General features: G+C 71.7%; 22 protein-coding genes. 15 read left to right on the forward strand and 7 right to left on the reverse strand.

The features are described 5' to 3' along the window. Window positions 1-196: 196 nt before the first annotated feature. Window positions 197-877, reverse strand: a complete 681-nt coding sequence (locus J2N69_RS33480; RefSeq protein ID WP_408056845.1) for a GntR family transcriptional regulator — start codon at window positions 875-877, stop codon at window positions 197-199. A 155-nt stretch (window positions 878-1,032) separates the two neighbouring features. On the opposite strand from J2N69_RS33480, the gene J2N69_RS33485 reads away from it, so the two are divergent. Genes J2N69_RS33485 through J2N69_RS33500 form a run of 4 tightly spaced genes read left to right on the forward strand, consistent with a single transcriptional unit; the run spans window position 1,033 to window position 6,083 of the window. Next, window positions 1,033-2,286 carry a sarcosine oxidase subunit beta family protein gene (locus tag J2N69_RS33485; protein ID WP_230904064.1) on the forward strand — a complete coding sequence of 418 codons (1,254 nt, stop codon included), beginning with the start codon at window positions 1,033-1,035 and terminating at the stop codon, window positions 2,284-2,286. Between the two features lie 38 nt (window positions 2,287-2,324). Continuing rightward, window positions 2,325-2,612 (forward strand): sarcosine oxidase subunit delta, encoded by a 288-nt coding sequence (locus tag J2N69_RS33490; protein ID WP_230904065.1) that lies wholly within the window; start codon window positions 2,325-2,327, stop codon window positions 2,610-2,612. Further along, window positions 2,609-5,470 carry a 2Fe-2S iron-sulfur cluster-binding protein gene (locus J2N69_RS33495; RefSeq protein ID WP_230904066.1) on the forward strand — a complete coding sequence of 954 codons (2,862 nt, stop codon included), beginning with the start codon at window positions 2,609-2,611 and terminating at the stop codon, window positions 5,468-5,470. The genes J2N69_RS33490 and J2N69_RS33495 overlap by 4 nt, the downstream gene beginning before the upstream one ends. After that, a complete protein-coding gene (locus J2N69_RS33500) occupies window positions 5,460-6,083 on the forward strand; it encodes a sarcosine oxidase subunit gamma (protein ID WP_230904067.1) in 624 nt (207 codons plus the stop codon). The genes J2N69_RS33495 and J2N69_RS33500 overlap by 11 nt, the downstream gene beginning before the upstream one ends. 22 nt (window positions 6,084-6,105) lie before the next feature. Here the strand turns inward: J2N69_RS33500 and J2N69_RS33505 are convergent, their stop codons facing one another. Continuing rightward, complete coding sequence (locus J2N69_RS33505) at window positions 6,106-7,506, reverse strand: MFS transporter (RefSeq protein ID WP_230904068.1); 1,401 nt, start codon at window positions 7,504-7,506, stop codon at window positions 6,106-6,108. A gap of 95 nt (window positions 7,507-7,601) precedes the next feature. Beyond that, window positions 7,602-8,414: a 3-hydroxybutyrate dehydrogenase gene (locus tag J2N69_RS33510; protein WP_408056846.1), complete on the reverse strand. Its 813-nt coding sequence runs from the start codon at window positions 8,412-8,414 to the stop codon at window positions 7,602-7,604. Window positions 8,415-8,807: 393 nt separating this feature from the next. Here J2N69_RS33510 and J2N69_RS33515 point away from each other — a divergent pair, with 393 nt between their 5' ends. Further along, window positions 8,808-10,034 (forward strand): extracellular catalytic domain type 1 short-chain-length polyhydroxyalkanoate depolymerase, encoded by a 1,227-nt coding sequence (locus tag J2N69_RS33515; RefSeq protein ID WP_230904069.1) that lies wholly within the window; start codon window positions 8,808-8,810, stop codon window positions 10,032-10,034. Window positions 10,035-10,060: 26 nt separating this feature from the next. Here the strand turns inward: J2N69_RS33515 and J2N69_RS33520 are convergent, their stop codons facing one another. Then, on the reverse strand, window positions 10,061-10,759 hold the full coding sequence (locus J2N69_RS33520; RefSeq protein WP_230904070.1) for a FadR/GntR family transcriptional regulator: 699 nt from the start codon (window positions 10,757-10,759) through the stop codon (window positions 10,061-10,063). Window positions 10,760-11,040: 281 nt separating this feature from the next. Here J2N69_RS33520 and J2N69_RS33525 point away from each other — a divergent pair, with 281 nt between their 5' ends. Continuing rightward, window positions 11,041-12,378 (forward strand): enolase C-terminal domain-like protein, encoded by a 1,338-nt coding sequence (locus tag J2N69_RS33525; protein WP_230904071.1) that lies wholly within the window; start codon window positions 11,041-11,043, stop codon window positions 12,376-12,378. A 240-nt stretch (window positions 12,379-12,618) separates the two neighbouring features. Then, the gene (locus tag J2N69_RS33530; RefSeq protein ID WP_230904072.1) at window positions 12,619-13,644 is read left to right on the forward strand and encodes an HAD-IIA family hydrolase; all 1,026 of its coding nucleotides are present in this window, start codon (window positions 12,619-12,621) and stop codon (window positions 13,642-13,644) included. Window positions 13,645-13,671: 27 nt separating this feature from the next. Here the strand turns inward: J2N69_RS33530 and J2N69_RS33535 are convergent, their stop codons facing one another. Next, on the reverse strand, window positions 13,672-14,616 hold the full coding sequence (locus J2N69_RS33535) for a polysaccharide deacetylase family protein (RefSeq protein ID WP_230904073.1): 945 nt from the start codon (window positions 14,614-14,616) through the stop codon (window positions 13,672-13,674). Between the two features lie 272 nt (window positions 14,617-14,888). Here J2N69_RS33535 and J2N69_RS33540 point away from each other — a divergent pair, with 272 nt between their 5' ends. Together J2N69_RS33540 and J2N69_RS33545 are read left to right on the forward strand one after the other, a co-directional pair. Then, window positions 14,889-16,094 (forward strand): M20 metallopeptidase family protein, encoded by a 1,206-nt coding sequence (locus J2N69_RS33540; RefSeq protein ID WP_230904074.1) that lies wholly within the window; start codon window positions 14,889-14,891, stop codon window positions 16,092-16,094. After that, complete coding sequence (locus tag J2N69_RS33545) at window positions 16,091-16,612, forward strand: GNAT family N-acetyltransferase (protein WP_230904075.1); 522 nt, start codon at window positions 16,091-16,093, stop codon at window positions 16,610-16,612. The genes J2N69_RS33540 and J2N69_RS33545 overlap by 4 nt, the downstream gene beginning before the upstream one ends. Before the next feature lie 219 nt (window positions 16,613-16,831). Here J2N69_RS33545 and J2N69_RS33550 read toward each other — a convergent pair whose 3' ends face one another. Then, window positions 16,832-17,893, reverse strand: a complete 1,062-nt coding sequence (locus J2N69_RS33550) for an NHL domain-containing protein (RefSeq protein ID WP_230904076.1) — start codon at window positions 17,891-17,893, stop codon at window positions 16,832-16,834. Between the two features lie 385 nt (window positions 17,894-18,278). Here J2N69_RS33550 and J2N69_RS33555 point away from each other — a divergent pair, with 385 nt between their 5' ends. The 6 genes from J2N69_RS33555 (at window position 18,279) to J2N69_RS33580 (ending at window position 25,602) form a co-directional block, all read left to right on the forward strand. Then, a complete protein-coding gene (locus J2N69_RS33555) occupies window positions 18,279-19,727 on the forward strand; it encodes an MFS transporter (RefSeq protein WP_230904077.1) in 1,449 nt (482 codons plus the stop codon). Window positions 19,728-19,890: 163 nt separating this feature from the next. Further along, window positions 19,891-21,114 carry a pyridoxal-phosphate dependent enzyme gene (locus J2N69_RS33560; protein WP_230904078.1) on the forward strand — a complete coding sequence of 408 codons (1,224 nt, stop codon included), beginning with the start codon at window positions 19,891-19,893 and terminating at the stop codon, window positions 21,112-21,114. Next, window positions 21,111-22,031, forward strand: coding sequence for a diiron oxygenase (locus J2N69_RS33565; RefSeq protein ID WP_230904079.1), 921 nt, complete (start codon window positions 21,111-21,113; stop codon window positions 22,029-22,031). Before J2N69_RS33560 ends, J2N69_RS33565 begins: the two co-directional genes overlap by 4 nt. A gap of 238 nt (window positions 22,032-22,269) precedes the next feature. After that, a complete protein-coding gene (locus J2N69_RS33570; protein ID WP_230904080.1) occupies window positions 22,270-23,268 on the forward strand; it encodes an ornithine carbamoyltransferase in 999 nt (332 codons plus the stop codon). Window positions 23,269-23,408: 140 nt separating this feature from the next. Continuing rightward, window positions 23,409-24,332, forward strand: a complete 924-nt coding sequence (locus tag J2N69_RS33575; RefSeq protein WP_230904081.1) for a methyltransferase domain-containing protein — start codon at window positions 23,409-23,411, stop codon at window positions 24,330-24,332. Between the two features lie 82 nt (window positions 24,333-24,414). Further along, window positions 24,415-25,602 (forward strand): hypothetical protein, encoded by a 1,188-nt coding sequence (locus J2N69_RS33580; RefSeq protein WP_230904082.1) that lies wholly within the window; start codon window positions 24,415-24,417, stop codon window positions 25,600-25,602. Here J2N69_RS33580 and thpD read toward each other — a convergent pair. Next, on the reverse strand, window positions 25,562-26,377 hold the full coding sequence (gene thpD / locus J2N69_RS33585) for an ectoine hydroxylase (protein ID WP_230904083.1): 816 nt from the start codon (window positions 26,375-26,377) through the stop codon (window positions 25,562-25,564). The two genes, J2N69_RS33580 and thpD, sit on opposite strands and share 41 nt — an antisense overlap. Between the last annotated feature and the right edge of the window lie 120 nt (window positions 26,378-26,497).

Below are 26,497 nucleotides of genomic sequence, written 5' to 3' on the forward strand. Positions count from 1 at the left end.
GTTCCGGTGCGCGGGTTCCCCGGGCCGGAGGCGTCATGCGAGAACGGCCGGTGGCGTCGTACGAGAACGACGAGCACGGACCGCGGCGACGCGACGCGCGTACTTCGTCGTCCAGCAAACCCGCAGCCGCGCCGCCCTGCCAACAGCAGAGGGGCGTTCGGGTGCCAGGCGCTCCTCCGCGGCCGTGAGACGGCGGTCAGATGACGCCGCGGATCGCCGCCTCGAACCCTTCCACGTGGTTCGCCGCGAGAGCCCTGGCCTTCTCCGCGTCGCGGTCGATGACGGCGCGCAGCAGCGGCCCGTGCTCGTGGACGTGGCCCGCCAGCCCCGGCAGGCGGTCGAGGAACAGGCACCAGATCCGTGTGGCCAGGTTGTCGTACCTGATCAAGGTGTCTTCGAGGTAGGGGTTGCGGGTCGCGGCGTAGATCGCCCGGTGCAGGGTCATGTCCAGCCGGATCAGGTCGCTCTCGCCGCCGGACGCCTCGGCGAGCCGTTCCAGCAACCGGCTGAGTCCGGCGCGGTCGTCCTCGCCGGCCCGCTCGGCGGCCAGGGCCGCGGCTAGAGGCTCCAGTTGCAGACGTACCTCCGACAGGTGGCGGAGATCGGCGATCTGCACCTCGGCGGCGAACGTGCCGCGCCGGGGGTAGGAGACGATGAGGCGTTCGTGCTCCAGCCTCTTGAGCGCCTCGCGGACCGGGGTGCGCCCGAAGCCGAGTTCGGCGGCGATCCGCTCGTCGTTGAGGGGCTCGCCGGGGCGGATGCGGAGGGTCACGAGGCGGTCCGCGAGGGAGCGGTAGGCCTTGTCGGCCAGCGTGCCCCGGCCCTGACCGGCAGAGCTTTGACGGGCAGAGCCCTGACCGGCAGTGGAAGAGGTCACCGCGCATCCCTCCCTTGACGCCGCCCGATCCGCCCTCCTAGCGTAGCGCAACAGCAGGTTGATATATCAGTCGTCCATCAGGCTTGTGGTTCATCAAGGCCTGGTGGTTCATCAGGCTCAGCCGTCCCTCAGACCCCGGTCCGGAGGTCGCCGGTATGCACCCGCACGACAACGCTGCCGCCACGCCCGGCGACGTCCTGCCAGGCCCGCCCGACTTCCTGTGGCGCAACCCCGACCCCAAGCCGTCCTACGACGTCGTCATCATCGGCGGCGGCGGGCACGGCCTGGCCACCGCCTACTACCTGGCCAGGAACCACGGCATCACCGGCATCGCGGTCCTGGAGAAGGGCTGGCTCGCGGGCGGCAACATGGCCCGCAACACCGCCATCATCCGCTCCAACTACCTCTGGGACGAGAGCTGCGGCATCTACGAGCACGCGCTGAAGCTGTGGGAGACCCTCGAAGAGGACCTTGGCCACCCCGTCCTCTTCAGCCGACGCGGGGTCCTCAACCTCGCCCACACCCCGCAGGACATCCGCGACAGCAAGCGCCGCGTCCACGCCAACCGGCTCAACGGCATCGACGCCGAGTGGCTGGAACCGGCCGAGGTCGCCGAGATCTGCCCGATCGTCAACACCTCGCCCGACGCGCGCCATCCGGTGCTCGGCGCCACCTACCAGCCCCGCGCGGGCATCGCCAAGCACGACTACGTCGCCTGGGGGTTCGCGCGCAGGGCCGACGCGTACGGCATCGACCTGATCCAGGACTGCGAGGTCACCGGGGTCGACATCCAGGGCGGGCGCGTGACCGGCGTGCGCACCACTCGCGGCCGCATCGCCACCGGGAAGGTCGCCCTCGCCGCCGCGGGGCACTCCTCGGTACTCGCCTCCATGGCCGGCCTGCGCCTGCCCCTGCCCCTCCAGAGCCACCCGCTGCAGGCGCTGGTCTCCGAACTCCTCGAACCGGTGCACCCCACCGTGGTGATGTCGAACGCCGTGCACGTGTACGTCTCCCAGGCCCACAAGGGAGAGCTGGTCATGGGCGCCGGCATCGACAGCTACAACGGATACGGGCAGCGCGGCGCCTTCCACATCCTCGAACGCCAGATGGCCGCCGCGCTGGAGTTGTTCCCCGTCTTCGCCCGCGCCCACCTGCTGCGCACCTGGGCCGGCACCGTCGACGTCACCCCGGACGCCTCGCCCATCGTCGGACTCACACCCGTCGAGAACCTCTACCTCAACTGCGGCTGGGGAACGGGCGGTTTCAAGGCCACACCGGGCGTCGGCTGGTGCTACGCGCACACCATCGCCACCGGCGCACCCCACCCCTGCAACGCGCCCTTCACCCTCGACCGCTTCACCACCGGCGCCCTGGTCGACGAGCACGGCGCCGCCGCCGTGGCCCACTGAAAGCCCACCGAACGCCTGCTCCGGCCAAGGAGGTTCCCGTGCAGCTCATCACCTGCCCCTGGTGCGGTGAGCGCGAGGAGATCGAGTTCCGCTACGGAGGGCAGGCACACGTGGCCTACCCCGAGGACCCGTACGCGCTCGACGACGAGCAGTGGGCCCAGTACGTCTTCTTCCGCGACAACCCCAAGGGCCCGTTCGCCGAGCGCTGGGTGCACACGGCCGGCTGCCGGCGCTGGTTCAACGCCGTACGCGACACCGCCACCCACGAGTTCCTCGCCGTGTACGACGTCCGCGACCGGCGACCGCACACGGAGACCAGCCGATGAGCACCCCGTTCCGCGCCCACGGCCTCGGTCACATCGACCGCACCACCACGCTCTCCTTCGTCTTCGACGACACCGCCTGCGCCGGTCACCCTGGCGACACCCTCGCCTCCGCCCTGCTCGCCAACGGCGTCCACCACGTGGCCGACAGCATCACGTACGGACGTCCGCGCGGCGTCCTGGCCGCCGGAGCCGAGGAGCCCAACGCGCTCGTGCAGATCGAGGCCCCCTTCCCCGAGCCCATGCTCACGGCCACCACCGTGGAGCTGTACGACGGCCTGGTCGCCCGGGGCCTGTCCGGCCGGGGCCGCCTCAGCGGCACCCACGACCCGGCCCGCCACGACACCCTGCACGCCCACTGCGACGTCCTGGTCGTCGGCGCGGGTCCGGCCGGGCTCACCGCCACGCTGACCGCCGCCCGGTCCGGTGCCCGCGTCATCCTCGTCGACGAACTCCCGCAACCCGGCGGGTCATTGCTCGGCACCCAGGAACTGCTGGACGGCAAGGCCGCGACCGAGTGGGTCAGCGAGGTCGTCACCGAACTCGGCGCCTGCGCCGACGTACAGGTCCTCCCGCGCACCACGGCCTTCGGCCACTACGACGACGGACTCGTCCTCGCCCTGGAGAAGCGCACCGACCACCTCGGCGCGGCGGCGCCCGCCCACGTCTCGCGGCAGCGGATCTGGCGCATCCGCGCCCGCCAGGTCGTATACGCCACCGGTGCCTACGAGCGTCCGGTCGCCTTCGACGACAACGACCGCCCCGGCATCATGCTGGCCGGCGCGGCGCGCACCTACCTCAACCGCTTCGGCGTGCTGCCCGGATCGCGGGCCGTCGTCTTCACCACGAACGACAGCGCCTACCCGGCGGCGCTCGAACTGGCCGCCGCGGGCATACGGATCGCCGCGGTGGCCGACGCCCGCGAGGACGTGCCGACGCACTGGCGCGCCGCGTGCGACGAGCGGGGCGTCGAGCTGCGCGCGGGGCACGTCGTCACCAAAACCAGCGGCATCACACGTATCTCCCGCGCCCACCTCGCGCCCTTCGGCCAGGGGCGCCCAGGCCGACGCCAGGGCGTGGACTGCGACCTGCTGCTGGTCTCCGGGGGCTGGAACCCGGCGGTGTCCCTGTTCAGCCAGGCGGGCGGCGCACTGCGCCACGACTCCGGAACCGGTGCCTTCGTGCCCGCGCGGGCGCTGGAGACGGTCCGTACGGCGGGATCGGCCGCCGGGACGGCCACACTGGCGGGCTGCCTCGCCGACGGCACCGAAGCCGCCCGGCAGGCCCTGGCGGCCCTCGGCAGGACGGGCCGGGCGGTCGCCCTGCCGAGCACCGGCCCGCTGCCGGAAGGAGCGCCGGGCCGGGTGCTGTGGCGTGTCCCGAGCCCGCGGGACGGGCGGGACGGCTCGCACCAGTTCGTCGACCTGCAACGCGACGCCCTCGTCTCCGACGTCCTGCGGGCGGTCGGGGCGGGCCTGCGCTCGATGGAACACGTCAAGCGGTACACCACGATCGGCACCGCACACGACCAGGGACGCACGTCGGGTGTGATGGCGTCGGGCATCGTCGCCGAGGCACTCGGGGTGGACATCGCCGACCTCGGCACGACGCGCCCGCGTCCGCCCGCCGTGCCGGTGGCCTTCGCCGCCCTCGCGGGCCGCAACCGGGGGGAACTGTTCGACCCGGTACGGGTGACCGCGCTGCACCCCTGGCATGTCGAGCACGGCGCCCGGTTCGAGAACGTCGGCCAGTGGAAGCGCCCCTGGTACTACCCGCGGGCGGACGAGACGATGGAGGACGCGGTGGTGCGCGAGTGCCGGGCCGCCCGCACGGGCGTCGCCATGATGGACGGCTCCACGCTCGGCAAGATCAACGTCCAGGGCCCGGACGCGGGCGTCCTCCTCGACCGCCTCTACACGAACATGATGAGCACGCTCACGGTCGGCCGCGTCCGGTACGGCGTGATGTGCGGCGTCGACGGCATGGTCCTGGACGACGGCACCGTGCTCCGGGCCGCCGAACGGGAGTTCCTGCTGATCACGACCACCGGCAACGCCGCCAAGGTCCTGGAGTGGATGGAGGAGTGGCTCCAGACGGAGTGGCCCGAGCTGCGCGTCCACCTCACCTCCGTCACCGAGCACTGGGCGACCATCCCCCTGGTCGGCCCGCGCTCCCGCGACGTACTGGCCCTGGTCGCTCCCGGCCTGGACACCGGCAAGGACGCCTTCCCCTTCATGTCCTGGCGCGACACCGCCGTCGTCGGCGTCCCGGCGCGCGTGTGCCGCATCAGCTTCTCCGGCGAACTCGCCTACGAGATCAACGTCCCCGCCTGGTACGGCATCACCGTATGGCAGGCCCTGTACGAGGCGGGCGCCCCCTACGGCATCACCCCGTACGGCACCGAGGCCATGCACGTGCTGCGCGCGGAGAAGGGATACCCCGTCATCGGGCAGGACACCGACGGCACCGTCACCCCGCAGGACCTGGGGATGTCGTGGGCCGTGTCCAAGAAGAAGGCCGACTTCATCGGCAAGCGGTCCTTCCGCCGCGCGGAGAACCGGCGCGGCGACCGCAAGCAACTGGTGGGCCTGCTCCCGGCCGACGAGCGGGTCCTGCTGCCGGAAGGCGCCCAAATCATCGCCACCAGCGGCATCCCGGAGCCGCCGGTCCCCATGCTCGGCCACGTCACCTCCAGCTATCGCAGCGATGCCTTGGGGCGGACGTTCGCGCTGGCCCTGGTGCGCGCCGGAACCGAACGCATCGGTGAGACGCTCTACGTGCCGCTGGACGGCCGCACCGTCCCGGTGACCGTCACCGACCCCGTGCTCTTCGACAAGGAGGGGACTCGCCGTGACGGTTGAGACGCCCACCCCCGAGCCCACGCCCGCGCGCCGCAGTCCGCTCGCCGCCTGGCAGGACAGCCTGGCGCGGCTGCCCGGAGGCCTGCGGGTGACGGAACTGCCCTTCCTGACCCAGCTCACCCTGCGGGCACAGCCGGGCGGCCCGGCGGCGAAGGCCGTCGAGGGCGTCCTGGGCATCACGCTGCCGGGCCCGGTGAGCGCCCATTTGTCCGGCGATGCCGGTGTCGAGGCGCTGTGGATGGGCCCGGACGAATGGCTGCTGGTCGCTACCGACGGCCCGCGGCACGACCTCCTCACCCGGCTGCGGTCGGCGGTCGGCGAGGAGTTCGCCACCGTCACCGACGTCTCGGCGCAGCGCACCACGCTGGCGCTGTCCGGGCGGCTGGTGCGCACGGTGCTGGCCCACGGCTGCGCCGTCGATCTCGACCCGCGGGTCACACCCGTCGGCTCGTGCCTGAACACCCTGCTGGCCCAGGCCCCGGTCACCCTGGTGGTGCGGGACGACACCGCCACCGCCGTCCGGCTGCTGGCCCGCTCCTCCTTCGCCTCCTACCTCGCCGCCTGGCTCGTCGACGCCTGCACGGAGTACGGGGCGGGCGGCGGATGCGGCTGACGGCTCACCGAGGCAGCGGATCTCAGACGGTGTCCGTGCCGACGGCCTCCGGCTCGGGCCGCCGCGTGCGGCCGGGGGAGGCGGCGGCCGTCGTGGTGGTGAGGTCCCGGCCGCGGGTCTCCCTGGCGAGGGCGACGGTGACGGTGGTGACGACCGCGGCCAGGCTGAGATACAGGGCGACGGGGGTGGCGGAGTCGTACTCCTTGAGGAGTTCGACCGCGATGATCGGTGCCAGCGCGCCCGCGACGATCGAGGCGAGCTGGGAGCCCATCGACGCGCCGGAGTAGCGGACCTTGGTGTCGAACAGTTCCGAGATGAAGGCGGCCTGCGGGCCGTACATCGCGCCGTGCAGCAGCAACCCGACCGTCACCGCGAGGGTGATTACGGCGAACGACTTCGAGTCGAGCAGGGCGAAGAAGGCGAAGGCCCACAGCGCCATGCCGACCGAGCCGATCAGGGTGACCGGCCTGCGGCCGACGCGGTCGGAGAGCGCGCCCCACAGGGGGATGGTGACGAAGTGGACCGCCGAGGCGATCAGTACGGCGTTCAGCGCGGTGCTCTTGGGGAGTTCGAGGTGGTTGGTGACATAGACGAGGAGGAAGGCGGTGAGGACGTAGTAGGAGATGTTCTCGCCGAACCGGGTGCCGATGGCGGTGAGGACCTCCCGCCAGCTGCGCCGGAACACCTCGATCACCGGGGCCTCCTCCTTGACGCCACGGGCGGCGTCGGCCCGCGCCTTGGCCTGGGCGGCGAGGAAGACGGGCGACTCGGAGACGGAGACGCGGATGTACAGGCCGAGCAGCACCAGGACACCGGAGAGCAGGAACGGCACGCGCCAGCCCCACGCCAGGAACGCCTCCTCCGACTGCACGGCGGCGAGCAGCGCGAGGACACCGGTGGCCAGGAGGTTGCCGCCCGGGGCCCCGGCCTGCGGCCACGACGCCCAGAAGCCACGCCGCTCGTCGCCGCCGTGCTCGGAGACGATGAGCACCGCGCCGCCCCACTCGCCGCCCAGCGCGAAGCCCTGGACGAGGCGCAGCACGGTGAGCAGGATCGGCGCGCCCACGCCGAGCGTCTCGTACGTGGGCAGCAGACCCATGGCGAAGGTGGCGCCCCCCATCATGAGCAGGCTGATGACGAGCAGCTTCTTACGGCCGATCTTGTCGCCGAAGTGCCCGAAGACCACACCGCCCAGCGGCCGGGCGGCGAATCCGATCGCGTACGTGATGAAGGCGATCAGGGTGCCCACGAGCGGGTCGGCGGTGGGGAAGAAGAGGGTGTTGAACACCAGGGCGGCGGCGGAGCCGTAGAGGAAGAAGTCGTACCACTCGATGGTGGTGCCGATGAGGCTCGCGCTGACGATGCGGGCGATCCCGGTGGAGCGGCCGGGGGCGGCGGGACCGGTGGCCGGTGCGTCGGACATGTGTCACCAGTTTCGGGTGCGGGGAGGGGCGGGGAGGGAGACGGACGGGGAGGGGCGGGGATGTGTGCGGCGGGTGAAAGGCGGGGCCGGGGGGCTCAGTTGGCTCCCCAGCCGCCGTCCAGGGGCAGGGACGTGCCGGTGATGTAGCTGGTGTGCGGCCCGCAGAGCCACAGGACGGCGGCCGCGACCTCTTCGGTTTCCAGGAGCCGCTTGACCGGGGCGCGGGAGAGCAGGACGTCGGAGAGGACGTCGTCGGCGCTGATGCCGTGGACCGCCGCCTGATCGTGGATCTGGCTCTCGACCAGAGGGGTGCGGACGTAGCCGGGGCTCACGCAGTTGCTGGTCACGCCGTGCGGGGCGCCCTCGACAGCGGTGACCTTGCTCAGGCCCTCCAAGGCGTGCTTGGCCGTGACGTAGGCGGATTTGTACGCACTGGCGCGCAGGCCGTGGACGCTGGAGATGTTGACCACGCGGCCCCAGCCACCGGCGTACATGTGCGGCAGCACGCGGCGGATCAGCAGGAACGGGGCGGTGACCATCACCTGCTGCATGAGGACGAAGCGCTCCGGCGGGAACTCCGGGAGCGGGGCGACGTGCTGGAGCCCGGCGTTGTTGACGAGGATGTCGATGTCCTCGGGCAGCGCGTCGATCACGGCGGGGTCGGCCAGGTCGGCGACATGTGGCGTCCCTCCGACGGTGTCGGCGACCGCCGTGGCCTTCCCGGCATCCAGGTCGACCACGTGGACCTCGGCGCCGGCCGCGGCGAGGGCGGCGGCGCACGCCAGGCCGATGCCGCTGCCGCCGCCGGTCACCAGTGCGGCACGGCCCGACAGGTCCACGCCGTGCGCGGCCGAGAGGGGCGAGGCGGCCGGCCTGGGCGTGTGCGGGGAGGTGAGTTCGCTGGTCATGGCCGGAAACAGTAGGGTCGCCGCGCCGGCTCTCCTATGGGGGCGACCACCACAATGCCCCGCTCGCGAGTGGCGGAACTGCCCATGCCTGCCGGGCCCGAAGCGTCCGCGGACAGGTGGACAGGTGCGTCGCCGCGTCGGCGCCGGGCGGCCACAGCGGCCCGACCCACCGTCAGCCCCGCCGCCCCCGCCCCGGTCCGGCTCGCCGATAGCACCCGCCCACCAGTGCCACAACCCCTCCCGCGGCCACCCGGAGCCGACCCGACTGTGGTGATCCCTGCCATGTCGCTCACACCCGGCCGCCACCTACGGTTCCGGACACCCGACCGCTTTCGGCCCCCACACACCGGCAGTGGTCCGGGCCCCCACAGTCGAGTCACCCGAGGAGCCGCCATGCCGTCCCATGTCATCGAACCCGCAGCAGGGCCCGGCCGCCGACCGGCCGCGGCACTCACCGCGGCAGTGGCCGCGGGCGTGGCGGTACTGCTGCTGGCCGCGCTGTCCGTCGTGGCCATGTCCAGCCCGGCCCGGGCGGAAACAACTCCCGGAGAGGTGACGGGCTTTGGCTCCAACCCGGGCAACCTGCGCATGTTCCGCTACGCGCCCCCGGGGCTGACCGACGGACGCCCCGTCGTCGTGGCCCTGCACGGCTGCACCCAGAACGCCTCCGGTTACGCGGCCGCCACCGGCTGGATGCGGCTGGCCGACACGTACAAGTTCACCGTGGTCTTCCCGCAACAGCAGACGGCGAACAACATGAACGCGTGCTTCAACTGGTTCGAATCCGGCGACACCCGGCGGGACTCCGGGGAAGCGCTGTCGATCAAGCAGATGGTCGAGCGTACGAAGCGGGACCACGGCTCGACGAGCGCCTACGTCAGCGGACTCTCGGCCGGGGGAGGGATGACCTCCGCCATGCTGGCGGCCTACCCCGACGTCTTCTCGGGCGGGGGAGTGATCGCAGGGCTGCCCCACGGCTGCGCCAACTCGGTTGCCGCCGCCCTCAGTTGCATGAGCCCCGGCGTCAACAAGAGTCCCAAGGAGTGGGGAGACAAGGTCAGGGCGGCCTTCCCGGCGTACGCGGGGCCGCGCCCGAAGGTGTCGATCTGGCACGGCACCACGGACTCGACCGTGCGGCCCATGAACGCCACCGAACTCATGGAGCAGTTCACCGATGCCAACGGCACCGACCAGACGCCGGACACCACGGACACGGTCGGCGGCTACCCCCACCGGGTCTACGGCAGCACCGTCGAGACCTATCAGATCACCGGCATGGGGCACGGCCAGCCCGTCGACCCCGGCACAGGGCCGGCCCAGTGCGGCACCGCGGCCGCGTACGTCCTGGACGTGAACATCTGCTCCGCGTACCACCTCGTCCGCTTCTGGGGCATCGACGACAGCGCCTCACCCACGCCGACCCCGACCCCGAGCCCGACGCCGACGGCCCCGCCCTACTCCGACACCGCCATCGGCACCGCGACCGACCACTACGTGGCGCAGCGCGTCACCGTGACCGAGTACAACCGGCTGGGCGCCGCCCACGGGTACACCACCCCGTTCACCCTGTACCGGTGTGAGACGGGATGGACGGACAAGGCCGACTACTCGCCGATCTGACCCGCCAGGGCGGGAGGCCGCGGGCGTCAGTCGAGCTGCGAGCGCAACCACTCCTCCACCACGCGCACATGCGCCCCCGCGGCCGACCGTGCCGCCTCCGGGTCCCTCGCCTGAAGTGCGCGGTAGATCCGTCCGTGGTCCTCGCGGGCCTGCGCGAAGGCGTCGGCGTCCTCGTGGCCGCGCTGCATCCGGGCGCGGAAGGTCCGTGAGGAGAGCCGCTCGATGATGGCGGCGAGCACGTCGTTCCCCGCGGCCCGGGTGATGGCCCCGTGGAAGGCCATGTCGGCGGTGATGAAGTCCTCCGCGTCGGAGGTCTCGTGCATCGCGGTCAGATGACCGGCCACCGTGGCCAGCTGTTCCTCGTCGATCCGGGCGGCGGCCTGAGCGGTCGCCGCGGACTCCAGAATCCGGCGCACTTCGAGCAGTTCGACCAGCGCCGCCTTGGGCGAGATCTCCGCGACCAGGCCGAACGTCTCCAGGAGATCACTGGCCTCCAGCCGCGTCACGTAGATCCCGGAACCGTGCCGCGCCTCCAGTACGCCGAGCACGGTCAGCGCGCGGATGGCCTCCCGCATCGAGCTGCGGGACAGGCCGAGGCGGGCCGCGAGGTCGCGCTCGGTGGGCAGCCGCTGCCCCGGCTCCAGCGTCCCGTCGGCGATCATCTGCTTGATCTGCCCGATGGCCCGCTGTGTGACGGTCCCCTTGACGGGGGTCGCGACCTCCATGGTGCCCCTCTCCGATGACCGGTGTCGCGGCAGTCTACTCAGTAAAGTAGTCCGACCAATGTGCGTGTTCCGGCCGGGAATTGTGGGTCTGAGGGTGTTGCGCGCGTCAAGTGGTCTGATAAATATGCGTCACGGCGGAGGGCCGGGTCCTCGCCGTCCACCCCGTCTCCGCGGACTGAGCGGCCCGAACGGCCCGAACGGCCCGAATGGCTTCATGACCGCAGGGCGGCGGGCTCGGCAGCCGGCGCGCACACCTTCGTATCCGCCCGAAAGGCACACCTGTGAGCGTAACTCCCCACCAGCTGTCCGCCGGTTCGCGGATCACCGCCGTCGACACGTATGACATCCGCTTCCCCACCTCGCGGGAACTGGACGGCTCCGACGCCATGAACCCCGACCCCGACTACTCCGCCGCCTATGCGGTGCTCCGCACCGACGCGGGTGACGGGCTCGAAGGGCACGGCTTCACCTTCACCATCGGCCGAGGCAACGAGATCCAGGTCGCCGCCCTGGACGCGCTCCGGCCCCACCTGATCGGCCGCCGCGTCGACGACATGTGTGCCGATCCCGGCTCGGTCAGCCGCGACCTGGTGGGGGACAGCCAACTGCGCTGGCTCGGGCCGGAGAAGGGCGTGATGCACATGGCCATCGGGGCCGTCGTCAACGCCACCTGGGACCTGGCGGCCAAGCGCGACGGCAAGCCGCTGTGGCGGTTCCTCGCCGACGCCGGGCCCGAGTGGCTGGCGAGCCAGGTCGACTTCCGCTACATCGAGGACGCCCTCACCCCCGACCAGGCCCTCGCGCTCCTGCGCCGCGGCCGGAACGGCGCCGCACGGCGCGAGGCCGCCTTGCGGAAGCACGGCTATCCCGGCTACACCACCTCGCCCGGCTGGCTCGGCTACTCCGATGCCAAGCTGACCCGGCTCGCCAAGGAAGCCGTCGCCGACGGCTTCACCCAGATCAAGCTGAAGGTCGGCGCCGACCTCCACGACGACATCCGACGCATGCGGACGGCGCGGGAGGCGGTGGGCCCCGACATCCGGATCGCCGTCGACGCCAACCAGCGGTGGGGCGTGCGCGAGGCCGTGGCGTGGACGAGCGCTCTGGCCCCGTTCGACCCGTACTGGATCGAGGAGCCCACCAGCCCCGACGACGTCCTCGGCCACGCCGCGATCCGCCGGGCGGTGCACCCGGTGAAGGTCGCCACCGGTGAACACGTACAGAACCGCATCGTCTTCAAACAGCTGCTCCAGACGGGCGCGGTGGACGTACTGCAGATGGACGCGGCCCGGGTCGGCGGCGTCAACGAGAACCTGGCCATCCTGCTGCTCGCGGCCCGGTACGGCGTGCCGGTGTGTCCGCACGCGGGCGGAGTGGGCCTGTGCGAGCTGGTCCAGCACCTGTCGATGTTCGACTACGTGGCACTGTCCGGCACCACCGAGCACCGGGTGATCGAGTACGTCGACCATCTCCACGAGCACTTCGAGGACCCGGTGCGCATGGTGGGCGGACACTACGCCGCCCCTCACGCCCCCGGCTTCTCGGCGACGATGCGACCGGAGTCGATCGCGACCTACCGGTACCCCGACGGCACGTTCTGGGCGGCGGACGCCCCTTGAGTACCGCCCTGCACACCAGGGTCCGTGAGGACCGCGTCGAGCAGTACCAACGTGCCCACCACGAAGTGCCCGCCGAACTCGACGGACCGCCCCCGCTCGCAGGGCCGGTGATCGTGGGCCATTGTGCCGGTTGTCCGCTCTTGTCATGATGGTGCGGTACGCCCGTACGCGTCCGGCGGTCTTCCTTCCGCCTGGGCGCTGCCTCCGCCGAGCGGTCTCCGACTGATCCAGGACGGTGCGATGACCCGGCACTCCGCCGTGGACGGCGAACCACTACCCCTCCCGCTGGCGCGGGCCTACGACACCGCGCTGCTGGACCTCGACGGCGTCGTCTACGTGGGTCCGTACGCGGTCGAGCACGCCGCCCCTTCGCTCGCCCGCGCCGAGGCCCTCGGAATGCGTCTGGCCTACGTCACGAACAACGCCTACCGAACGCCCCGGGCGGTCGGCGAACACCTGCGGCGGCTCGGGCTGCCGGTGGCGGAGGACGACGTCGTGACCTCGGCGCAGGCCGCTGCCCGCCTGGCCGCGGAGCTGCGCCCGCCCGTGGTCCGGGTCCTGGCCATCGGGGGCGAGGGGCTGCTGGCCGCGTTACGTGCCCACGGGCTGGAGCCCGTCCGTTCCGCCGATGACGAGCCGGACTGCGTCGTCCAGGGCTTCGCGCCGACCGTCAGCTGGCGCGAACTCGCCGAGGCGGCGTACGCGGTGGGACGCGGGGTGCCCTGGATCGTCACCAACGCCGACCCGAACGCGCCCACGCACCGGGGCACGGCGCCGGGCAACGGCGCTCTCGCCGGCGTGGTGCGGGCCGCCACCGGAGCCGTCCCCCTGGTGGCGGGCAAACCGGCCGCCGCGCTGCTGCGGGAGGGCGCGGCCCGGACCGGTGCCCGGCGGCCCCTCATGGTCGGCGACCGGCTGGACACCGATGTGGAGGGCGCGCGGACGGCCGGGTTCGACAGCCTCGTCGTACTGACCGGTGCCACCACACCGTACGAACTGCTCACCGCCCCGGAGCACCAGCGCCCCACCCACCTGGCGGCGGACCTGCGCGGGCTGCTGGCCCCCGCCCGCCGCGTGGAGGAGCACGCCGGAGGCTTTCGGTGCGGCGGCTGGCGGGGCCATGTGTGCGACGGCGAACTGGTGCTCAAGGGGCGGGGGGATCGCGAGGACGCACTGTGGGTGGCCTGCCGGGCGGCATGGTCGGCGCCCGAACCACCCTGTACGGCAACCGCGTTGGCGGCACTGGCCCGCTGCGCGCTGGGGTGACCCGTACGGGCCGGGGGCGTGGGCCGCTCACGCGGCGGGAAGGCCGTCGCCGAGCGCCGCCTCCCGCCGCACATGGTCGGCGACCTGCGCATGCGTCGCGTACCAGACGTCCTGCCGCCCGCAGACGTGCTCCAGCAACCGCTCCAGGACGACGGCCCGTGACCGGTGGCCGATGACATGCGGGTGCAGGGTGATCTCGAACAGTCCGCCCTCCGCGTAGGCGGCGTCGAACTCGTCCTGCCACAGGCCCAGTACGTGGCGCGGCATCGTGTACGGGCGCACGGCGCTGTAGCGGTCCATGTTGAAGTAGACGGCGTCGTCCCGAATCCACTCGGGCGGTATCTCCACCAGTCCCGTCGGCCGGCCGTAGGAGAGGACCTCGTACGGGTCGTCGTCGGCCATCAGGGAGGAGTCGTACGACAGGCCGAGTTCGAGGGTGATGTCCAGCGTGTGTTCGCTGAAGTCCCAGGACGGCGTGCGGATGCCCACCGGCCGCTGTCCGGTGATCCGTTCGAGTACCTCCGCGCAGCGGAAGGCGAGGTCCCGCTCGTCCCGCCGGCCCAGCTCCATGTTGCGCTCGTGAATCCAGCCGTGAAGGGCGACCTCGTGACCGCGTTCCACATAGCCCCGCGCCTCCTCGGGGCGCAGGAGCGCGGACACCGCCGGCATGAAGAACGTCGCGGGCAGGGCGTGCCGTTCGAGCAGACGGAGAATGCGCGGTACGCCTACGCGGGCCCCGTACTCGCCCTGCGAGAGCTTTCCCGGCATCACCTCCGCGTCGCGCAGCGGAATCGTCTCGTGGTCGGGGTCGAAGGAGAACGCCACGGCGGCCTTGGCGCCGTGCGGCCACCGGGCCGGTTTGAGACTGCGCCCGGCGCGCACCCGCTCGACATGGCGGCGCCATTCCTCCTCCCGCCACTGCCAGGGGGCCCGGGGCGGCTGCCCGGTGGTGTCGTCAGCCGGTTCGGTCATGACGGTCCCTCGCTCCTTCCGTAACCCAGGAGGTGTGAACTCCCCGGGCCTCACCTGGATGAGCCAGGAAGAGCATGCCAGTGCCCCGGACCACGGACAGGAGCGCGAACAGGACAACGCCCTATGGCGCCGCGCTGGCCGAAACGCGGGCCTCGGCGGAGAGGCCAACTGCCCGGCACCGGGCGGTCTGCCTACTGTGGTGGGGCCGGCCCTCGGGCTGTCGACCCCACAAGGCTCCGGCGGGCCTCGGCCTGCGGGGAGGAGAGCCCACCATGATCCTGGACGAGACCCGGCGGCTCCTGCCCGACGCCGTGGCACTGCGCCGCGCCCTGCACGCCCGCCCGGAGACCGGACTGCACCTGCCGCAGACGCAGCGTCAGGTCCTGGAGGCGCTGGACGGCCTGGGCCTGGACATCCGTACCGGCCGGCGGCTGTCGTCGGTGACCGCGACCCTCGACGGGCCACGGGACGGCCCGGTGGTCCTGCTGCGCGCCGACATGGACGCCCTGCCCGTCGCCGAGGCCACCGGCCTGGAGTTCGCCTCACGCAACCCCGGCGTCATGCACGCCTGCGGTCACGACGCCCACACGGCCATGCTGGTCGCCGCCGCCCGGCTGCTCGCCGCGCGCCGCGACGGCCTCGCCGGGCGCGTGGTGTTCATGTTCCAGCCGGGCGAGGAGGGCCACCACGGCGCCCGCCACATGATCGACGAGGGGCTGCTGGCCGGACACGGCCGCGAGGTGGCCGCCGCGTTCGCCCTGCACGTCACGCCGGGACTGCCAAGTGGCGGCCTGTGGCTGCGCCCCGGCCCGCAGATGGCCGCCTCCGACAAGCTGCACATCGTCGTACGAGGCCGGGGCGGGCACGCGTCGTCACCACACACGGCGTGCGATCCCGTGCCCGTGGCCTGCGAGGTCGTCCTCGCCCTGCAGACGGCGGTGACCAGGACGGTCAGCGTCACCGATCCTGCCGTCGTCACGGTCAGCTCCCTCAACGCGGGCTCGATGCCGGGCGTCATCCCGGAGACGGTGGCCCTCGCCGGGACCCTGCGCACCTTGTCGCACGAGACACGCGCACACGTGCACGAAGTGGTCACCCGGGTGGCCCAGGGCGTCGCCGCGGCCCACGGGGCGACGGCGGAGGTGTCGATCGTGACGGGGTATCCGGTGACCCGCAACGACCCGGCGTTCACCGACTTCGTGCTCCGCACGGCGGCGGACGTGCTCGGTGCCGAGCACGTCCACGTACAGCCCGCCCCGGCGATGACGGCGGAGGACTTCTCCTACGTCCTCGACGCGGTCCCGGGAGCCCTCGCCTTTCTGGGCGCGTGCCCGCCCGGCCTCGAACCCGGGCGCGCTCCTGCCCTGCACTCCGACCGGGCGGACATCGACGAGGACGCCCTCGCGGCCGGGATCGCCTGTTACGCGGCCGTGGCCCTGCGCCGGCTGGGTGCCGACATCGGTGCGGATGCGTCATGAGTGAGCTGCGGATTCGCCCCGCGGGCTCCGGTGAACTGGACCGCGTGGAGGGGCTGTGGCTGGAGGCCAGCCGCTGGCTCGCCTCCAAGGGGATCGACCAGTGGCAGTACCCGCCCCGGCGCCGGCGCATGGCAGAGGCCGTCCGCGCCGGCGACTGCCACCTCGCCTTCCGGGACGGCCGACTGGTGGGAACGGTGACCGTCCAGCGGCAGGCCGATCTCGAATGGTGGGCGGACGACGACCCGGAGTCGGCTCTGTACGTCCACGACCTGGCCGTGAGCAGAGCGGCCGCCGGCCAGTCGGTGGGCGCGCAACTGCTGAACTGGGCGGGCCGGTTGGCGGCGCGGAGCGAGAAGCCCTGGCTCAGGCTGGAGGCGTGGAAGACCAACTCCGTGCTGCACCGCTACTACCTGAACCAGGGGTTCGAGCTGCTGCGGATCGTCGACCTGCCGCACCGCAACTCCGGTGCCCTGTTCCAACGGCCCACAGGTGTCACCGTGACCGGACGCCACAGCTGACGGCAGGCTCTTCGTACTGTCCCACTTGTTAACTCGTACTGATTCAACCGCGCGTTGCCCGAGGAACGAGGGAGAGACTGGAGGCAGCAAGGCTTGTTCGCGGTCGCAATTTGCCGTCGGGTGCCCGGAGGGTCGGCCTCCGCCCGGCAGGCCCCTGCGTCCCACCAGGAGGAGCCGCCCCATGAAGCAGCCCTGTGTCACCCGCCGCCGACCACGGCGTCAGCCGGACGTGGTGACCTTACGAACCCGATGGCGATCGGTCTCGGCGATGACGAGGTCACCACCCGGCGTGCTGCGCACCGCCCGTGGATAGCGCAGCAGCACACCGGCGGCCGGACCGTCCTCCCGGTCCTCGCCGGGCGGCCCGCCGGCCACCGTCGCGATGCCGCCGTCCGGCAGGACGACGCGGACGCACTGGTTGAGGGAATCGGCGATGTAGAGGTTGCCCTCGCCGTCCAGGTCGACGCCGCGTGGCTGGTGGAGCGGCGTGTCGGTGGCCGGGGCGCCGCCGGCGTCGTCGTATCCGGGCTTCCCGGTTCCCGCCACCGTCGTGATCAGCCCGTCGGGCGACACCACGCGTATCCGGTGGGAGAAGCAGTCGGCGATGTACAAGCGGCCCTCGGCGTCCGTCACGAGGTCGATGGGATGGTGCAGTTCGTCGGCGACGGCCGGTACGCCGTCCGGACCGGAGCCGGGCTCGCCGGTCCCCGCGACGGTGGTGATGGAGCCGTCGGCGCGGATGGCACGGACCCGGTGCCCTTTCCACTCGGCGACATAGAGCGTCCCCGCGCCGTCCAGGGCCAGCCCCCTGGGTTCGTTGAGTGTCGCCCGGGTGGCCGGGCCGCCGTCTCCGCCGGAGCCGGGCTCGCCGGTCCCCGCGACGGTGGTGATGCAGCCGTCGGGTGCGATCCGCCGTACCCGGTGGTTCCAGTAGTCGGCGACGTACAGATGGCCCGCGGCGTCGCGGACCAGCCCTCCGGGTTCGTTGAGTGCCGCCCGGGTGGCCGGGCCGCCGTCTCCGCCGTAGCCGGGCTCGCCGGTCCCCGCGACGGTGGTGATGGAACCGTCCGGCGCGATCCGCCGGACCCGGTGGCCCTTCCACTCGGCGACGTACAGGGCACCCGACGCGTCGACCGCCAGGGCCCGGGGCTGATGCAGAGCCGCCCGGCCGGCCGGCCCGCCGTCTCCGCGTGAGTCCGCCTCGCCGGTGCCGGCGATGGTGACGATGACATGGCCCGCCATGTGCGCGGACCCGCTGCCCGTACGTGTGCTGCCCGTCATGCCCGCCTCCTGGCCAAGGGTGGGAATCCCATTCCGCCGCGCGTGTCGAATGGCGCCGCGGATCGTCGACTCACCGTAGAGACCATTCGAGGACACCGGTAGAGAGCCCCCGCGGAGGGCCGGGTGCTTTCCGGCCATCCGCCGCGAGGCTGCCGGGAAGCGCGAATCGCGCGGAGACCGGTTCAATCGTACAGAAACCGGTTTGGGGACCGTTGATGATGCTCCAGAAGTTATGACCGACCGCTCTCCCTCATCGACGGAGGCGGTCAGCGGTATGACACCGAAGCGGCATTGATCGACTCTTTCTCCTGCCGCTCATGCCGGATCGCCCACACCCACTCGGCCCGGAATGCCACTCGTGCGCGGGCCACCCACGGGAACCGGCATGAAAACTCTTCGCGCATACCGCAGCTTTCCGCTCGTGGTACGGCTGCTGCTCATCAATCAGTTCGGGGTGGACATCGGGTTCTACCTCCTCATCCCCTTTCTGGTGACCTATCTCGGCCACGATCTGGGGCTTTCGGCGGCCTTGGTCGGCCTGATCCTCGGCGTGCGGAACCTCAGCCAGCAGGGCCTGTTCGTGCTCGGCGGTTCCGCGGCCGACCGGCTCGGCCCCCGCGGCGTCATCATCGTCGGCTGCATGCTGCGCACCGTGGGGTTCGCGCTGTTCGCGGTCGGTTCCACCCTGCCGATCCTGCTCGCCGCCTCGGCGCTGAGCGGCCTGGCCGGGGCGCTGTTCTACCCGGCGGTGCGCACCTACGTGGCCCAGGAGGCCGGGCCCCGCAGGGCCGAGGCCTTCGCCCTGCTCACCGTCTTCGCCACCGGCGGCTCACTGCTGGGCCTGGCCCTGGGCGGGGTGCTGCTCCTGGTCGACTTCCGCGTCTGCGCCCTCGTCGCCGCCGGCGTCTTCGCCGTCCTGTGCCTGGCCCAGCTGTACGCGCTGCCCGCGCGCAAGGCCCCCCGGCGCGACACCACGGTCCGCACGGACTGGCTGGAGGTGCTGGGCAACCGGCCGTTCCTCGCGTTCGCCGTCGCCATGGCGGGCATGAGCACCTTGGAGAACCAGGTGTATCTACTGGTGCCCGAGGGTGCACGCCAGGCGACGGGACGTCAGGAGGCGGCCGTCGCGGTGCTGATGATCGGGGCGCTGGCCAACCTGGTCTGGCAGCTGCGCGTCACCCGGGCGCTCGCGCGGCGCGGCGGCGGCCCGGCGTGGATCGCCCGCGGCATCGTCCTGACGGCCTTCGGGTTCGTGCCGCCTCTGCTGGTGTGCGGGGCGGGGGCATCGGACGGCTGGGGCGCGGCGGTCCGCAACGCCTGCCCGGTGATCGCCGGAGCACTGCTGGTCCACGTCGGCATCATGATCGTGCACCCCCTGGTGATGGAGATGGTCCCCCGGTTCGGCCCGGCCCGGTTGACCGGCACCCACTTCGGCATCTTCTACGTCTTCTCCGGGCTCGCCGCCGCCGGGGGCAACGCGCTCGTGGGCTGGACCCTCGACGTCGGCAGACGCACCGGCCTGACGGTGCTGCCCTGGCTGTGCTGTCTGGTGCTGGGGCTGATCTCGGCCACGGCTGTGACCTGGCTGCACCGCACGAAAGGGCTCCCTGCTGCGGGCAGTTCGGCGCCCGCGCGACGGCGTCCGGCCGGGCGCGGCAGCTCCGCCCCTCGCCGGCGTGTGTCGGTGGGGCGCCTGCATCGGTCGCCCTCGTGCGGCCGGACCATGACTGTGCCGTTCTTGCCGCGCCACTGCGGGGTGGTTCGCCGGGCCGTCCGGTGCCGGGGGTGCTGCCGCGGGTGCTGTCACAAACAGGCGCGGACCGGCGAGGCGTAACAGCACGCCTCTCGCGCCGAATGCCGGGTTGAGTCCAGCAAGGGCTCAGGAATAACAGCCGCCCCAATGACGTCCATGGGATGACAAATGACGTCCCCGGGCATATGCCCCCAATAATCGCGGGTGGCATCGGGACGTGGCGTGTTCCCTTCCTTGTGCTGTCATGAACAGCGCCATAGCCTGGGAAGTGGAAGCGTCACAGCGGTTCCGCGCACCATTTACGGTCCTGACGAGACCACGCCGCGGAGGCGTCTTGGAAATATTTCCGGATCGGTTTCCCGGCAACTCGGGCCCTGCGGACAGTTCCTGGTCTCCCAGCCCGGTGGTGCCGCTGGGCATCATATGTGATGGCGCGCCCAGAACGCTCTGGCTGAAACTCGAAGCGCACAATCCCTATGGCTCCATCAAAGGGCGCACCGCATTCGCTCTCTGGCAGAGCGTGAAAGACCGTATCGATGCACGCATAGGTCTGATCGAGTCGACGTCGGGCAATCTCGGCCTGGCACTGGCCGGGCTGGCCGCGTCCCTCCACGTGCCCTTCACCGCCGTCGTGGACCCCCGGGTCAGCCCCTCGGTGCAGAACGCCCTGCGGGTCATGGGGGCCAAGGTCGTCGTGGTCGACCGACCTGACGGAGCGGGCGGGTTCCTGCTCAACCGCCTCGCCCATGTCGCGCAGCGGGTGAGCCGTGAACCGGGACTCGTCTGGCCGAACCAGTACACCAACCCCGCCAACCCCGCCGTCCACGCCCAGTGGACGGCACCGGAGCTGCGTACGCAGCTGCCCGCGAAGCCGATGAGCGTCCTGGTCGCGGTGTCCACCGGCGGCACGCTGGCAGGATTCCGCGACTACGTCTCCGCCCACTCGCCGGACTGGGAACTGATCGGGGTGGATGTCGTCGGCTCGGTGGCCTTGGGCGACGTACACGGCGAACGTGTGCTTTCGGGAATCGGGGCGAGCCGCAGGTCGACCTTTCTGCCGCACGGCTACCGGCCCGCCGTGCACATCGATCCACCGGAAGCGGTCAGCGCGTGCCTGTGGCTGAAGGAGACGACCGGCATCGCCGTGGGCTCCAGTTCGGGCGCGCTCGTCGCGACGGCTCTGCGGCTGTTCCACGAGGACCCCGCACGCACCGACATCGTCTGCCTGTGTCCGGACGGCGGGGACCGCTACCTCGACACCGTCTACTCCCCACTGTGGCGTTCTGAGCACGACTTGGCCGCTGTCGACATAGCCGCCGGGATCACGGGTGGGAGTGTCCTGGACGCGTCGAGCGGTGCCGCGCCGGGCTTCGACCGGCCCGGCACGGAGGACTCCGTCCAAGAGGGCCCCGCCCAAGGGGACCCCGCTCAAGAGGTCCCTGCCCATGGTGAGGTGACGCTGAGTTGAGTACGCAGGAACGGGACTGGTACCAGCGTGCCGGTGTCCGCAGTGGCCCCCGGCGGCATCTGACGGACGAACTGGAGACCGGGCGCGTCTTCTTCCCCCCGGCCCTGGTGCCCTACCTGGACCATCCGCTGGTGACGGAACTCGGTGAGGCGGGCCGGAGGGAACTCCTCGCCCGGCATCTCTTCCAGTACCTGGACTTCACGGCCCAATTCGAGACGCGTGTCGTGAACCGTGCCACGGACCGCATCGCCGGCAACCGGTGCGGCACCGACACGGACGTCGCCGTCCGGCTGGACGCGTACCGCATCTACTGCGACGAGGGGTACCACTCCCTCTACAGCCTGGACGTCGTCCAGCAGGTCTCCCGCGCGTCGGGGGTGCCGCAACTGCCGTACGACTTCGGCCCGTTCCTGCGGCGGCTCGACGCGGTCGGGACGGAGGCCCTGCCGTACGAGCCCGCCCTGGCCCAGTTGCTGCAAGTCGTGGTCTTCGAGACGCTGATCACCGCGGTGCTCAACGACATACCCAAGGACCCGGATGTGCTGACCGTCGTCCGGGACATCGTCAGGGACCACGCCAAGGACGAGGGCTGGCACCACGCGTTCTTCTCCCGCTTCTTCCGTGAGCTGTGGACGCGGGAGCCGGCGGGGTCGCGCGGCCGCATCGCGCGGTGCCTGCCCGAGCTGATCCGGTGCAGCCTGCTCCCCGACCTGCGGCCTGTACGCGCGTCATTGACCGCCGCGGGACTCGCGCCGTCCGCCGTCGAGGACGTCGTGCACGACTCCTACCCGCCGGCTTCGGTCGACCAGGGCATCCGCAGGGCGTCCCGGCACGCCGTGCGGCTCTTCGAGGAAGTCGGGGCCATGGCCGTGCCGGGCGGCGCCACGGCGTTCGAGGCGGCCGGTCTGCTGCCGTGAACCGCGCGGGCCGACGGTGACGCAGACCGAGAGGTGACGATGTCTGAGCGACACCCTTCTTCTGGGCAGTTCCCCGTTCGGCATGGCCGTCCTGGACGTCGGGCTGCTCGGCGCGGTGTACGGCGCCGCCGTCCGCCTGGGGCTCGGCCGGACCCTGACCCTCTACTGAACCGGCCCCTGACTCCACCCCTCCGCCCCTCCACCGCCTCTCACGCCCGCTTCTACCGAAAGGGACAGCATGGACAACGAGTTCGCCTGGTCCGGTCCCGCTCCCGCCCGCGGCCTGTTCTCCCTCGCCGAGCTGGAGCCGGCCGTGATCAGGGAGCTGGCCGCGCGATCGGTGGAACTGTTCCGGGACGGGCACGCACACGACCGGCCGCTGTCGGGCCGCGTCGCGGGTGTGCTGTTCACCAAGACCTCCACCCGCACACGTACGGCCTTCACGGTCGGCGCCATCCGGCTGGGCGCCGTTCCCGTCACCTACGGCCCGCAGGACCTGCAGTTGAACACCGGCGAGTCGGTGGCCGACACCGGGCGCGTCCTGGGGAGCATGCTCGATCTGCTGGTCGCGCGCACCTCGGGCCCCTTGGCGGAACTGCGGCAGCTGTCCCGCCAGGGCGGCCTGCCGGTGATCAACGCGATGGCGGCCGAAGAACACCCCACGCAGGGAGTCACCGACCTCGCCACCCTGCACCTGGCGCTCGGCGACCCGGCCGGCGTGAGCGTCCTGTACATGGGCGAGGGCAACAACACGGCCGTCGCCCTGGCCCATGCGCTGGCGGCCGTGCCGGGGGCGCGGGTCACCTTCTGCACCCCGCCCGGATACGAGCTGCCCGTAGGGGAGTTGGCGCGGGCGTCGCGCAGAGCTGCGGCGGTGGGCGCCACGCTGGAAGAGGTGCACGACCCGGCACACCTGTCCGACCGTGTGGACGCCGTGTACACCACCCGTTGGCAGACGACCGGCACGTCGAAACCCGACGCCGGCTGGCGGGAGACGTTCCGCCCCTTCCATGTGGACGCCTCCCTGATGGGCCGCTGGCCCGACGCCCTGTTCCTGCACGACCTGCCCGCCCACCGCGGCGACGAGGTCGCCGGTGACGTCCTGGACGGGCCCCGCTCCCTGGCCTGGACGCAGGCGGCCATGAAACTCGCCGGAGCCATGGCCGTCCTGGAGTGGGTGAGCGGCCGGGGCGGCGACGCCGATACGAAGAACGGCCAGGACGCCGGCATGCGGTGACGCGCCGTACACCGCGTACACGCGTACACCGCGTACACCGCGCGCACGCGGTCGCGGGCGTTCACCGCGCCACGGCCCCTCCCCGCCGCCCATCCGCCACCCCGCCCACTCGCCTTCACACGGATCGAGGCCCTCACACCATGAAACCGGCCCGTGTCACCACCTACCGGCATCTGACGCCGCACGACCTGACCCCGCCCTCGTCCTCGCACGTCTTCTTCGAACCGGCCGACACCGAGATCGGCGTGTGGGTCGCGCGGGACCTCATCAGTGACGGCTGCGCCGTCCTGGACCTCGGCTCCGGCAGCGGCGCCGCCGCGGCGGCCATGGCCCGCGCGGGAGCGGCCCGCGTCCACGGCATCGACTCGGGAGAGGAGACCGTGGCGTGGGCCCGCAAGCACTACGCCTCGTCCGACGGCGCCGGTCCCGTCACCTTCGCCCGCGGTGACTTCACCAAGCTGTCCCCCGTCGAGCTGCTGGCCACGGCCCCCGCCCCGCTCCGCCGCCCCCTGGTCGTCACCAGCAATCCGCCCTACGTCCCCCTCACCCCCCGGGCGGACGCCCTGCGCCGGTCCGTCGGCGGAGGGACGGACGGCCTGAAACTCATCCCCGCCGTCATCACGCACGGCCGGGCACTGGGGGACGGCCTGGGCCTCACCATCGGCAGCTACTCCAGCCCTCGGAAGGCGATCGGCATGGTGGAGTCGGCCGGCTTCACGGTGCGCGCGGTCACCTTGTGCCCGCTGCCCTTCGGGGACTTCACCCGGGACCACCCCGATCAGGTGTTCCTGCTGGAGGAGCAGGGCGAGGCGGTGGTCTGGCGCTCGGGCCCGTACCCACTGGCCTACTTCATCGTCGGCCTGGCCTGTCATCGGACCGCTCCGGAGGGCGCGGCGGCGGAGAAGGACCGGCTCACCGGCGACGGGCTGATGGAGCTGCTGCGTACGGCCGCCCGCTCCCGCACCACGCGGCTGGAGGCCCTGGACGGGGCGGCCTCGCCCCCTTGGGCCGGTCCTCTGCGTGTCGTGGACCTGCCGCAGCCCGCCGTGCGCCACCACTGGTGACCGCACGCCCCGCACCCACGAGGCATCCCGTTCCGTCGTGCCGTCCAGAGGGCATCCGTTCCGTCAAGAAGAGAGGCCGTTCATGAACACCGCTCGGACCGTGCCCGTATCGCCCGTCTCGCCGGTCAGCGTCACCACCGGCGCGGTCGAACACAGCGTCGACTTCCTCCGTCCGCGGCTGCTGGCTACGGGGCACGACCGTGTGTCCCTGTATGCCGGTGTCCAGATCAACGGTGCTCCGCACCTGGGCACCAGCGTCATGCAGACCTCCGCGTTCCTGCTCGCGCGGACGGCCCGTGACAGGTTCGGCGTCGACGTGACACTTCGGTTCGGCGCCCTGGACAACTCCGGCTGCGAGACACGGCGGTGCGCGCGGACGGGAACTCTCTACGAGCGCTCCTTCCACCATGCCTTGGGCAGCGAGCGCATAGAGGAACTGATCCGGACGTACTACGGAGGCTTTTTCGACGCCCTGTCCGCGGCCACGGGTGTCGCCTACGAGATCGAGACCTACACCCGGCAGCAGAGCCGGCCGGAGTTCCGGCAGGAGTTCCTGGACTCGCTGAACCGGATGGACGCCCTGCGGTGGGTGCTCGCACCGACACACGGTCAGGTGCCCCTGAGCCCTCCGTGCCCGCAGTGCGGCTGGGCGCAGAAGCACGGCGAGCACACCGAGGTCCGCGCGGTGGGGCCGGACCGGGCCGAACTGGCGGCGGTCTGCCTGGACCACGGCGACTACGTGGTACGGGTGCGGGCCGACGAGAGCGCCGGCACGGACGGGGTGGTTGAGCCAGGCGGGGTAGGCGGGGTGAGCGAGGGAGACAGGGCTGAGGGGGCGTACCTCAGCTCGGGCACGCTCCACCGCAACCTCCTCAAGGAGCGTGTGGCCGCGCGGGAGGACGCGCTCGCCGTGGTGGTCAAGGGAGCCGACTGGGCCGCGGGGTGCCGCCTGCTCGACGAGGCGTTCCTCTGCTATCCGGGGGCGGCGCTCCCGGCACGGCTGTTCACCCCCGTAGTGCTCGCGCCCTCCGGTGCCAAGCTCTCCAAATCGCTCATCCGTGCGGGGCGGGCGGAGGCGACGGCGGGCAGCGAGCCCTGGATGCTCGACGCGGGCGCCTGGCCCGGCACGGTCGAGGAGTACGCGCGCCTGCTCCTGGGCCTGGTCTCCCTGATGCTGTCCGAGCCGTGCCACTTCGAGCGCGGCTACACCACGCCCGAAGTGGCCCGGCTCATCGACTCGGCCGGTCTTCGGCTCGGGGCACGGGTGTGAAGGTCCGGTCGGCGAGATATCCCGGGCGGGCTTCCGGGGCCGCGTACGGCCTGGTCAGCCGGTTGTCGACGCTGTTGTAGACGACGAAGAGGTTTGTCCGGGGAAACGGTGAAACGTTTCCCCCCGAGGCGTGCAGGCAGTTGCAGTCGAACATGACGGCGGAGCCCGCCGCTCCGGTGAACTGCCGGATGCCGTGCCGTTCGGCCAGTGCCGCCACGGCGGTACGGTCGGCCGGTCCGGCCGGGAGGTTCTTCCCCAGCAGCGACAGCTTGTGATAGCCGGGGGGAGTCCGGCCGACCGAGGGCACGAAGGTCCGCTGCGACCCGGGAATGATCATCAGCGGGCCGTTGAACGGGAGGTTGTCGGTGAGGGCGACGGAGAAGCTTAGCGCGCGGGGCGCGGGCATGCCGTCCTCGGAGTGCCAGGTCTCGAAGTCCGAGTGCCAGCCGAACTTCGAACCGTCGAAGGCGGCCTTGTAGTTGATCCTGCTCTGGTGGAGATAGACGTCCGAACCGAGGACCTGCCGGGCCCGGTCCGCGAGCCGACCGGAGTGGACCACGCGCTCGAAGACCGCACTGTGCCGGTGCACCTCGAAGACGGAACGGATCTCGTCGGAGTCCGGTTCCGCGACGATCCGCCCGGAGGAACGCAGAGCGGTGTTGGCGGCCATACGTCGCATTTCCTGACGGCACTCGTCCACTTCGGCCGGGTCGAGGAGCGCGTCGAAGGCGAGGAAACCGTCCCGGTCGTACGCGGCCACCTCATCGGCGGACAACGGGCCTCGCGCTGCGTCACCTCCGTCGCTCCACACCACTGGGTGGTGCCGCCGGAAAGGCACCGACGCGGTCACGGAACGAGTGGGATAGAGGTCGTCCGCACATTCGACAGATTCACT

This window comes from Streptomyces huasconensis, assembly GCF_021028635.1.
GTDB classification, from domain to species: domain Bacteria; phylum Actinomycetota; class Actinomycetes; order Streptomycetales; family Streptomycetaceae; genus Streptomyces; species Streptomyces huasconensis.